The sequence below is a fragment of the Phormidesmis sp. 146-12 genome, assembly GCF_052939495.1.
In genome coordinates this window covers 26,605-37,205 of record NZ_JBJPHS010000068.1, presented here as the reverse complement: position 1 = coordinate 37,205, position 10,601 = coordinate 26,605, and the positions used below count along the sequence as shown (strand labels likewise).

The window sequence follows — 10,601 nt, the reverse complement described above, 5'->3', positions numbered from 1 at the left end:
GCTTCGTTTCAATCGGCTTCAGCCCCCTAAATCCCCCAAAATTGGGGGACTTTGAACGAGAGATCTTGTCCAAAAGTCCCCCAGAATTGGGGGGTTGGGGGGCTGAAGTGCTGAGTAACAGAGCGGAAAAACTCTATCGAATTCACGTTATTTTAATTCCAACTGCTTGATGATCGAGGCTCACTCGTCATTGATCAAAATGTAGCAACTATAAGTCACTTAAAGTTTACTGAATGTCACTAACTTCTGGGAATAGAGTGCACATTATGAGGTTTCGCTTCCTACGCCATAAAGCGTTCTGGTTCATCCTGTTTAGCGCTGGATTTCTACTGCCTTTGTTGCTAAACCTTGGTTTCTGGCATTCTTATTTCTACAAGACAACTAATCCTGCTCAACCGCAACCTGTCCAAACAGTCTCAACTTCCTCGTTCAAGGTGTTTGATTCACTGTTGTATCCTAATAAGCCGTCGATCGGCATGGAGAAAATTTGGGTAACCCACTTAGGCTTTTGGCGAAACTACAAAGACCGGTCATCTCCGGACGAGGCCGCTTGTCGGCAATTAGCTCGCACCGCAGTTCAACAAGGGAATCGCTACTTTGTAGTTAACATTGAGCATTGGCCCTTTGATATTCGCACGGCCTCTACAGCAGACGTGCAGAAAACCATGCAAAAAATCATCCAGGTCATTGATTGGATGAAAAGCGAGCGCCCCTCCTTAAAGATTGGAGTTTATGGGTTTCCGCCTATTCGAGATTATTGGGTTCCTTTAGCTAAAGATGCCAATCGATCAACTAAATGGCGAGCAGCTAATGAATTTCTAAGACCTTTAACGGCAAAAGTCGATTTTATTGCACCTTCTCTCTACACCTTTTACACCGATCAAGATGCTTGGGCAGCCTACGCCCGCGCAAACATTGCGGAAGCTCAACGGTTTGGTAAGCCTGTGCTGCCCTTCCTATGGCCTCGGTATCACATGAGTAATCGACTGCTGGCCTACTCCTACATACCGGGAGATTTTTGGCTTAAGCAATTACAAACGGTGCGATCGACAGGGGCACAGGGGGCGATTTTGTGGGACTGGAATGGATTTAGTCGTCCAGCCAGCACTGCTCTCAATCCCCAAGATAGCTGGTGGCAGAAAACGATCGAATTTATCCGCCAAAGCTCTAAAGTATCGGCTTAAACCTGACCCTGCAAATCGCAAATTGACGCAACTGTGTGGATCGTCAAACCTCGATTGTTTAAAGCATTCTCGATCACAGACTGAGTTGGAGATTGCTAGGCGGATCTTAAAGCGAGTCACCGACTAAAAATGTTGAGTTGCGATCGACTGAAATTAGTTCTGATGGACATAGGTGCCAGGGTTGCTGAGTTGGTCTGCTGAGTTGATCTAGGGCGTAGTTGATCTATTAAAGCAAAAAGAGTCAGCGTTCTGATTTCCTCACGTTTTGAGAGAGATCCAGCGTGAGGAAAATCTCTATGCTTCAGAGATCAATTCAATATTGCCCGGATTTTTACACTACTTGTTGTATATGGGATCGTGATGAAAGTCTCTATCATTACCGTTGTCTACAACGGGCGCAAAACAATTGAAGATACAGTAAAGTCTGTGTTATCGCAAGACTATCCAGACATCGAACATATTATTATTGACGGAGCTTCGACAGACGGCACTGTTGCAGTACTCCAATCGTATCGCCATCAGATCGCTCAGTTTATTTCTGAACCCGATCGCGGCATTTACGATGCCATGAACAAGGGCATTAAGCTTGCATCAGGCGAAATCATCGGCATTCTCAACTCAGATGATTTCTACGCAGATACCAACATTATTTCTACCGTTGTTAAACAGTTTGAGCAAACTCAAGCAGATTCAGTCTTTGGAGATCTTGTTTTTGTTAAACCGGATGATTTGAATAAAGTCGTTCGCTACTACAGTTCAGCAAAATTTCATCCCAAAAAGTTTGCAGATGGATGGATGCCCGCTCACCCAACTTTCTTTGTTAAACGATGGGCTTATGAGCGCTATGGACTGTTCAAAACCGACTACAAGATTGCCTCAGACTATGAACTGCTAACTCGCTTTTTGGCAAAGCACAAACTCTCTTACAGCTACATTCCCCAAGTCATGGTCAAAATGCGCGTGGGAGGGGTGAGTACGACGAGTTTGAAGAGTAATTGGGTGCTCAATCGAGAGATTGTTAGAGGGTGTGCCGAAAATCAGATTCGTACTAACTTAGTCCGGGTGTTTTCCAAATATTTCACGAAGGTTTTTCAACTCATTCAACGCCCGACATGAAAATTTTGGTAACAGGCGCAACTGGCTTTGTAGGGTCAGCGCTGTGTCGATCGCCCCACTCAGATACTCAGTTTTTTGGCGTGGTACGCTCGCTCGATCACACATTGCCCAGTGAAGTCAAACCCGTTGTTGTAGAGTCTCTGACGGATCTTGCAACTCGTTCTGAGGTGTTGTCTCAAGTCGATTGCATTGTTCATTTAGCGGCTCGTGTGCATGTCATGCGAGACAAGGTGAGCGATCCTTTAGCTGCGTTTCGGGCTGTCAATACTGAAGCGACTAGAGAATTGGCGATCGCCGCTGCTCGATCGGGAGTGCGTCGATTTGTTTATCTCAGTTCGATTAAGGTCAATGGCGAAGGGCAAGTAACTTGTCCTACTCCAGATGCTAAAACCTATTCGGCATCCAGTCAGCCCAACCCTCAAGATCCCTATGGAATTAGCAAATGGGAAGCAGAGTCTGCCCTTGAGCATGTCGCCGCCGAAACTGGATTAGAAGTGGTCATTCTCAGACCGCCACTGGTCTATGGGGCGGGCGTGAAGGCTAATTTTCAGCAACTCATGAAGTTAGTTAAGCAGGGTGTGCCGTTGCCATTTGGTCGAGTTGAGAATGCTCGTAGTCTGGTGTATGTCGGCAATCTGGTGGATGCCATTTTGACCTGTGCCGCTCACCCGGCCGCCAGTGGGCAAACCTTTCTAGTCAGTGATGGCGTGGATGTCTCTACGCCTGATTTAATTCAGCATCTAGCAATTGCGTTGGGGTGTCCTGCCCGCTTGTTGCCTGTGTCGCCAGAAGTACTAAAACGTTTGGGACAAATTACGGGAAAGTCTGCGGCGATCGCTCGTCTGCTCGGCTCTCTCACAGTAGACAGCAGCAAGCTTGGCCATACGTTGAACTGGCAGCCGCCTTTTAGTTTGCAACAAGGCTTAAAAGCGACGGCTGACGAGTATCTGCGATCGAGTTCTCACCTATAGCAATGTTTGCTTGAACCGCTCATGACACATACTTTTCCTAGCTTTCTCATTGCCAGTGGATTGCTTAGTTTTCTGCTGGTTGCGCTTATCCGTAACTATCTGAGTTCTTATTTGTTGGATGTGCCCAACGATCGCAGTTCTCATACAAAACCGACTCCTCGCGGGGGTGGATTAGGATTCGTAATTGCGTTTGCGCTGACGAGTGCAGCATTGCCTTTTCTTACCAATTCAGAGCATTCAATTCTAAAGCCGACGGATGCGCTACATATCTGGTCTGTGTTGTTGCCCTTGGCGATCGTCGGAATTGTTGACGATCGCTACAGTGTGCCTTCTGCGATTCGTTACTTAGTTCAGTTAATGTCCGCCAGCATTGCTGTATTTTGGTTTGGCGCATTTCCTCAACCGTGGCTGACTCCATTAGGACTAGCCGGAACCATCGTTGCAGTAGTCCTCACCATAATTGGGATGACGGCATTGATCAACTTCTACAACTTTATGGATGGCTTAGATGGTCTAGTAGCGGGTGTCACTGTTGTACAGCTTGGCTTTTTGGCTATCGAACTCAATCAGCCGATTCTGCTACTCCTGCTAGTTGCCCTACTAGGATTTTTGTGGTGGAACTGGTCACCCGCCAAGATTTTTATGGGAGATGTCGGTAGTACGGTTTTGGGGGCGACGGTGGCGATCGGGCTACTTGATCAGTCGCACAATGCCGTTCAATCCTGGTCAGCGTTGGCGATTACGTTGCCTCTAGTAGCGGATGCGATCTACACGCTAGTTCGCCGCTTACAACGACGCGAAAATATCTTTAAGCCTCACCGAACTCACATTTACCAAAGATTGCAGCAAGCAGGATGGAGCCATGCATCTGTCGCCTCTAGCTACATTCTGATGACGATGATCATTGCAGCTAACCTACATTTCTTTCATGAAGTCGGCGCTCTGATGAGTCTGATGAGTGGAGTCAGCGCGATCGGGCTTGCCGAAGTCTATCTAACCATGCAAAAAAGAGAGCGAGAAGCGATCGTTACTCAATAATCTCGCTTATCCTCTACAAAGATTACGAGTCTAAAAACGCTCCCCAAATCCCCTACCCGTGAGAAACTTTAAAGCAAAACCTTGTCTTAAAGTCCCCCAAAATTGGGGGGTTTGGGGGGCAGAAGCGCTGAACAACGCAGCAAGAAACCTCATCGAACCTGCGGTCTACTAGATCTCGTGAACTTGGCTCCCCTGAACGATCGCCCTAATTTGTAGGGCAACGGCTTCTGTCTGCTCCACCATCGCCAAATGTCCGCAGTCAGCAATCTCAAACACGTTTTCTCCGCAGTCCCCAAAGAGAGCATGAAAGCTGGCTAGATGCCGGACATATTTTGGCTCCATGATCGGATCTTTTGACCCCGCAATGAAGTAGACAGGCTGCCGAAGTCGAGCCACCACTTGAGGAAGAGAATGCACTTCTGCCTCCGTCGTAGAATCTAACAGCGTCCCCAAAGCCGCCTCCGAGTCAGCCACCACAAAATCGATCAAGCGCTGTTTTGCCCAATGGCGATCGATAGCCTTGACCACACTCGCCCGCACAAACAACCGATCGATCAAGGGCATCCGACTCAGCCAGCGCGGCCGCATCTTGACAATTTGCTTCCCAGCGTTGCGAAACCGCTCAAACTCTTCTTTGAGGTAGATGCCGCCTCCCGCATTCACACAGATCACACCGCTGACTCGATCGCTCATCTGATCCGCCGCCCATAGCGCGATACTGCCACCCAGCGAATGACCCACTAGCCAAACGTTAGAAAGATTGAGCGCTTCTAGTAACAGTCCCAAATCCCTCGCGTAGGCTTGAAGGCTATAGAGCGCTGTCGAATGCTCCCAATCGAGCGATCGACCCGGCTGAGATTCTCCAAAACCGCGCAAATCGTAGGTGAGACATTGATAGTCGATCGCCAGTTTCTGAGTCAGCGGTTGCCAATAATGACGACTCAAAAGCCAGCCGTGGACAAAAACCAAAACTTCACGCGAATCGGTGGGAGCCGTCAAGTCATAGCGATGAAGCACTCCCAAAACAGAAATGGTAGACATGTTTCCATCCTACCGTGAAGGCGATCTCAAAAAGTTTTGAGCTTTAAAACTTGGCTGAGGGATGAAGAAGGCACTCTCAAAAAGATGAACCTGACGAATCGTGACGATCGGAACAAAATCTGCCGCAGGTTAAACCGCTTTCCTGATGGTCGAAGGTAGACTTCATTTTTGTAAGCGCTGATTGGAATCGCCAGCCAAAATCACAGAAATTCCCTAAAATCTGCGTCCCAGAAGTCTCTGCTTCACGCCTTCAGCAATTTTTTGCCCCAGATACTCTGGGATCAGACTCTCGTTGGGGCCTAATAGATAGAGAATCAGTCGCGTCCGCCCGCGCCACACCAGCAAATTGGCATTCACCACCAGCAGATCTTCTTGCCAGATGGCGTACATTACTTTGTAGAATAAACCTGGCTGGTTATCCGCTTCGATCAACAAGGCGGGCAGATGGAAAACGGGATCAACGTAAAATTCAGTCTCAACCTGCTCTAAGCCCGCATCTAGATTGAATTCGACCGCCAACATTTCCTCAACTTCAAACCGTCCCGCCAGCGCCTCTCGAACCGCCCGACAGACATTTTCTGCGGTCTTGTCTGTTAGCGCCTTGCCGCTGCGAGACACAATCAGCTTGATAAACACCAGCATCGGCGGGTAAATTTGCCCATATAAGCTGAGACTATGAATCGTCAGACCATAGGCCGCCAGAACGCCAAAAATATCGCTTAACAAAAAAGACTGATTTCGGTAAGCAAAATGCAGCGCACTCTTGCTTCCTTCCGCCTTTAACTCAATCACTGCCTGTCGAGTTTTGTAAAGCTGGTAGGCCAGCCTGAGATTTTGAAGCTGAATTTCGCTACTGACAAATTGCTCATAAAACTGAGGAAACGCCCGGTTGAAGCGCTTTAACAGTTCTAACGTCGTTGGTTTTAAACCCAGGGCCATATGCGTGAAGAGGGGACTTTCTCGTAAAATGAAGTTATGAATGAGACGATTAGGGTCGTCGATCGCAGAAGCTACTTAAGTTTTTCGACTACAAATTTGATATTGATAATATCTTCTTAGTTGATAACTAGTTAATAAATTGGGCGCTGAGTCCATTTGCTACCTGGGCGAATGCCTGAGAGAATGAAGATGCGAGAGAATCTGAGAGAGATACTCGCTATACTGATTTCACCTTTACTACCTCCACCACGTTTGCATGGGTTTTTGGAAAAGCTTATTCAGTGGTTCTGATGCCCCCTCTGCCGCCAAGGCAGCCCCATTAGAAAGATACGTTGCTGATGGTGCCGACGATCGCGCCAATCGCATATTTTTCAGCACCGAACGGGAAATCGACCTGTACGAGCTAGAAGAACTGTGTGATGCGGTGGGCTGGTCTCGCCGTCCCTTGCGAAAGGTGAAAAAAGCGATTCAGCACAGCTTCTTGGTTGTCTCCATGTGGGAGCAACGGGGCGTTCAACGGCGATTGATTGGGTTTTCCCGCGCCACCTCCGACCACGCTTTCAACGCTACCATCTGGGACGTTGTGGTTCATCCTGACTTCCAGGGGAAAGGGATGGGCAAAGCGCTGATGAAATTTATGATCAAGAAGCTACGGAGCGAAGATATTAGCAACATTACTTTGTTTGCTGACCCGCATGTGGTGAACTTCTACCGAAATTTGGGGTTTATGTCTGACCCAGAGGGGATCAAAGGGATGTTTTGGTATCCAGATTAACTCAAGGTTCCCTAGTCGGGGCTTTGAGATACCCAACTGAGACAAATCGTTAGGGGAAAAGGGCTATCAATCGATCGCCTTCATACCGCTCATTTTCCCTGATGACTCAGTAAACGGGCCTGCTGGCTCCACTGCTCAACGTCGGCAAAGGTCGGACACAGATCGCGCCGCTGAAGGTTGGTGACTTGTAGCCTCAACATTTGTCGATGTAGGCGATCGGGTGACATTTGCAGCAGATGATCCGGAGAGGCGACCCCCGAATGGAGCAAAAGACCACAATATTGACAGCCCACGTTAGGAATTCTGGCTAAGTCTGCCAACGCGACCCATTTGTTGATGTGTTTGATATGAATTTGTAGCTGGCTGGAAAGGAGGGTTCGCTGTTCGAGAGTTTTGCCCTTTTTTAACAATTCGAGCGTGGTATGAATGCCGCAAGCTGCCAAGCGAGTCTGATCGTCGGCGCTAAGTCCAGGAAGCTGGTCGATCGACCAATCTGCCGACAGACTTTTAGGTTGAGCAGGGTGCCCCTGAGAAGCTTGAGAAAGCCGCTTTGCGTTGGTTTCCACAGAATTTTCTCGCGAATGGGTCGTTTGCCGAAGAATCTTGGAGTCGTCTAGTCTGGCAGACCAGAACGCACAAGAGTTCCTAGTTTAGCGGACTTTCAGCCGTAAGGTTCTGCCCAATTGACCACACCCATTTGACTAAACGAACCCGCCAACTCTCCACGTTTTCCACAACAAAACGTGGTTTTCCACAGAATTCCGCAAGTTTTCCACAAGATAAAGGGACGAAAGACGCTTAAATCATCCCTCATCCCTCCTCTCAAAGCAGATTACTCCCAAAGGGGGAACAGATCATCGAAGTTCTCCCTCATCCCTTTTTATAAAGCAAAACTACTCCCACTCGATCGTCCCCGGTGGTTTCGATGTAATGTCATAGACAACTCGATTTACCCCGCGCACCTCATTGACGATGCGATTGGAGATGGTTTCTAGCAAATCGTAGGGAACTCTCGCCCAGTCCGCAGTCATGCCGTCTTCGCTGGCGACAAACCGCAACACGATCGGGTAAGCATAGGTTCGCTGATCGCCCATCACGCCCACACTGCGAATCGGCAACAAAACAGCAAAGGCTTGCCATAGTTCGTGATACATTCCCGCCCGGTTAATCTCTTGCCGGACAATCAGATCCGCGTCTCGGAGAATGTCTAATCGATCGTCAGTGACTTCGCCCAAAATGCGGATCGCTAACCCTGGGCCAGGAAACGGTTGACGGCTGACGATTTCTTCGGGAAGACCAATCGATCGTCCCACTTTGCGAACTTCATCTTTAAACAGTTTGCGAAGCGGCTCCACCAGTTTGAATCGTAGGTCTTTGGGCAATCCGCCGACGTTGTGATGGCTCTTGATCTTGACAGCGACTCGCTCACCCGTTTGGGGGTCAACATTTGTGTCTGCCGACTCGATCACGTCTGGATAAAGGGTGCCTTGAGCTAGATAATCGAATGGGCCAAGCCGCTTGGATTCTGACTCAAACACGCCGATAAATTCGTGACCAATGCGCTTGCGTTTTTCTTCGGGATCAGTGACTCCTTTGACAGCTTCTAAAAAGCGATCGCGAGCATTGACATACTGAACATTGATATGAAACTGCTCCTTAAACAACTTCACCAACCGTTCGGGTTCTAGCTTTCGCATAAACCCCTGATCGATGAACATGCAGGTAAGCTGATCGCCGATCGCTCGATGCAGCAAAAATGCCAGCGTCGAAGAATCAACGCCTCCCGAAAGGGCCAGCAGCACTCGCTTGTCGCCCACCTTTGCCCGGATTTCACGAATCGCTTCTTCGACAAAAGCGGCGGTTGTCCAGGTGGGTTCGCACTCACAGATGTGGTAGACAAAATTGCGAATCAGTGCCTGTCCGCCTTGAGAATGCACCACTTCGGGATGGAACTGCACACCATAAAGTTTGTGGTCATGATGCGCGATCGCTGCACAGGGCGTGTTAGCGGTATGGGCCAATAGCTCAAAGCCATCAGGCAGGCTCGATACCGAATCGCCATGACTCATCCACATGGTGGTGTTGTCTTCAACGTTGGTCAGCAGATCAGTCGGGTCGTCGATCGTCAGGCTGGCTTTGCCATATTCGCCGCGATCGGAGCGTTCGACTTCGCCGCCTAGCTGCTGCACCATTAGCTGCATTCCATAGCAGACACCGAGGACAGGAATTCCTAGCTGCCAGATTTCTGGATCGGAGTGGGGAGCGCCGGGATCATACACCGAGCTAGGGCCGCCTGACAGAATGATGCCCTTGGGGTTGAGTTGGCGCAGTTGTTCGGCGGTGGTACGGTACGACAGCACCTCAGAGTAAACCTGAGTTTCGCGAATTCGCCGGGCAATGAGTTCTGAATATTGGGAGCCAAAGTCCAGAATAACGATCATCTGGCGATTGAGCGGAGTCAGGCTGGGTTCTGTAGATGCAGAGGATTGTGAAAGAACGGACTGTTCTGTCTGAGGTGTCACGGGAGTAACCTGATGAAATTCTGAAGGTGGATAGTTAGCAGCCTGTGAAAGTTGATTTTACGAGGGGTTAGAAAATTTAGATTTTGGGTATTCTGGCTATTCTAATCACATTAGCAAACGTTACTCAAGTCATGGGGTCGCTTTTTTGTGAGTCAGCAGAATTTGGCAGGCGCGATCGCCGTTTCTACAAAGGTTCGCCGATCTGTAACTTTTACAACGATGGCTTTGAGCTTTGGTGAGTGAGCCAATTTATTTTTTTGATGAAAGCAAGCTCCTTTCTCTTCATGACTTCTTCAAAAAATACTGTCTGATCTCACGGTACATTGGGGTGAGTTTTTTAATCGGCTCACAATTAGACGCGGTGATTTAAGACACACCCATTCAGTCCTTTTCTCCTTAATCTTTCGGAAGGAGCTAGCCCACGCTAGAGAAAATTGCGAGGTTATGCCTCGCAGCGATCGCGCCTCTACTGTCTGAGAACCCCTCTTGTCAACCGATCAAAGACTTGAATGAACACTACTGCTGGAGATCACAGGACTTCGACGCTAAACGCCCAACCAGAGGACGCAATCGATACAGTCGTGCTGCAACCCTGTGGTCGGTTGACGGGGATTGGGGGAGCTACCTTTCGGACAACGCTGGCACGGGCGATCGCTCAGTCCACTTCGGTGGTGGTGGATTTGCTGTGGGTGGAGGCGATCGACGATCAGGGGGTGGCTACCCTGCTGGCAGGAATGCGACAGGCTTGCGCTGCGGGTAGATCGCTTGCTTTTTTGGGAATGGATGCCATCACTCGTACCGCTCTAGACAAAGGTTGGGAACAGCAACGAGACGTTGTTTCATCGACACAGATAGATTTGTTTTCGCCTGAGTTTGAGCAGTTTTTGGATGGCTACAAAGCGGCAAAAGCTGCAAGGGCGACGGCGTTCTTAAAGGGATGAGGGAGAACTTCGATGATCTGTTCCCCCTTTGGGGGTAATCTGCTTCGCGAGGAGAGATGAGTTTAAAGGTCTGT

Annotated in this window: 11 protein-coding genes; 6 read left to right on the top strand and 5 right to left on the bottom strand. The window is 49.0% G+C overall.

Annotated elements, in window-relative coordinates:
* Nucleotides 1-266: 266 nt before the first annotated feature.
* From ACKFKF_RS23845 to ACKFKF_RS23830, 4 genes are all read left to right on the top strand, one after another.
* Nucleotides 267-1,184 (top strand): hypothetical protein, encoded by a 918-nt coding sequence (locus tag ACKFKF_RS23845; protein ID WP_446869964.1) that lies wholly within the window; start codon nucleotides 267-269, stop codon nucleotides 1,182-1,184.
* A 360-nt stretch (nucleotides 1,185-1,544) separates the two neighbouring features.
* A complete protein-coding gene (locus ACKFKF_RS23840) occupies nucleotides 1,545-2,300 on the top strand; it encodes a glycosyltransferase family 2 protein (RefSeq protein ID WP_446859098.1) in 756 nt (251 codons plus the stop codon).
* A complete protein-coding gene (locus ACKFKF_RS23835) occupies nucleotides 2,297-3,271 on the top strand; it encodes a UDP-glucose 4-epimerase family protein (protein ID WP_446869963.1) in 975 nt (324 codons plus the stop codon). Before ACKFKF_RS23840 ends, ACKFKF_RS23835 begins: the two co-directional genes overlap by 4 nt.
* Before the next feature lie 21 nt (nucleotides 3,272-3,292).
* Nucleotides 3,293-4,309, top strand: a complete 1,017-nt coding sequence (locus ACKFKF_RS23830; protein WP_446869962.1) for an MraY family glycosyltransferase — start codon at nucleotides 3,293-3,295, stop codon at nucleotides 4,307-4,309.
* A gap of 168 nt (nucleotides 4,310-4,477) precedes the next feature.
* Here the strand turns inward: ACKFKF_RS23830 and ACKFKF_RS23825 are convergent, their stop codons facing one another.
* Together ACKFKF_RS23825 and ACKFKF_RS23820 are read right to left on the bottom strand one after the other, a co-directional pair.
* Entirely contained in the window at nucleotides 4,478-5,350 is an 873-nt protein-coding gene (locus ACKFKF_RS23825; protein WP_446859095.1) for an alpha/beta fold hydrolase, read from the bottom strand.
* Between the two features lie 213 nt (nucleotides 5,351-5,563).
* Nucleotides 5,564-6,289, bottom strand: a complete 726-nt coding sequence (locus ACKFKF_RS23820; protein WP_446859094.1) for a hypothetical protein — start codon at nucleotides 6,287-6,289, stop codon at nucleotides 5,564-5,566.
* 256 nt (nucleotides 6,290-6,545) lie between these two features.
* Between ACKFKF_RS23820 and ACKFKF_RS23815 the strand changes: the two genes are divergently transcribed.
* Nucleotides 6,546-7,064, top strand: a complete 519-nt coding sequence (locus ACKFKF_RS23815) for a GNAT family N-acetyltransferase (RefSeq protein ID WP_446859093.1) — start codon at nucleotides 6,546-6,548, stop codon at nucleotides 7,062-7,064.
* Between the two features lie 89 nt (nucleotides 7,065-7,153).
* On the opposite strand, the gene ACKFKF_RS23810 is transcribed toward ACKFKF_RS23815, so the two are convergent.
* The 3 genes from ACKFKF_RS23810 to guaA form a co-directional block, all read right to left on the bottom strand.
* Nucleotides 7,154-7,630, bottom strand: coding sequence for a DUF4332 domain-containing protein (locus ACKFKF_RS23810; protein WP_446859092.1), 477 nt, complete (start codon nucleotides 7,628-7,630; stop codon nucleotides 7,154-7,156).
* Between the two features lie 95 nt (nucleotides 7,631-7,725).
* Entirely contained in the window at nucleotides 7,726-7,878 is a 153-nt protein-coding gene (locus tag ACKFKF_RS23805) for a hypothetical protein (RefSeq protein WP_446869961.1), read from the bottom strand.
* 79 nt (nucleotides 7,879-7,957) lie between these two features.
* The gene (guaA, locus tag ACKFKF_RS23800; RefSeq protein WP_446859091.1) at nucleotides 7,958-9,586 is read right to left on the bottom strand and encodes a glutamine-hydrolyzing GMP synthase; all 1,629 of its coding nucleotides are present in this window, start codon (nucleotides 9,584-9,586) and stop codon (nucleotides 7,958-7,960) included.
* 509 nt (nucleotides 9,587-10,095) lie between these two features.
* Between guaA and ACKFKF_RS23795 the strand changes: the two genes are divergently transcribed.
* The gene (locus ACKFKF_RS23795) at nucleotides 10,096-10,527 is read left to right on the top strand and encodes an STAS domain-containing protein (protein WP_446869960.1); all 432 of its coding nucleotides are present in this window, start codon (nucleotides 10,096-10,098) and stop codon (nucleotides 10,525-10,527) included.
* Nucleotides 10,528-10,601: the final 74 nt, after the last annotated feature.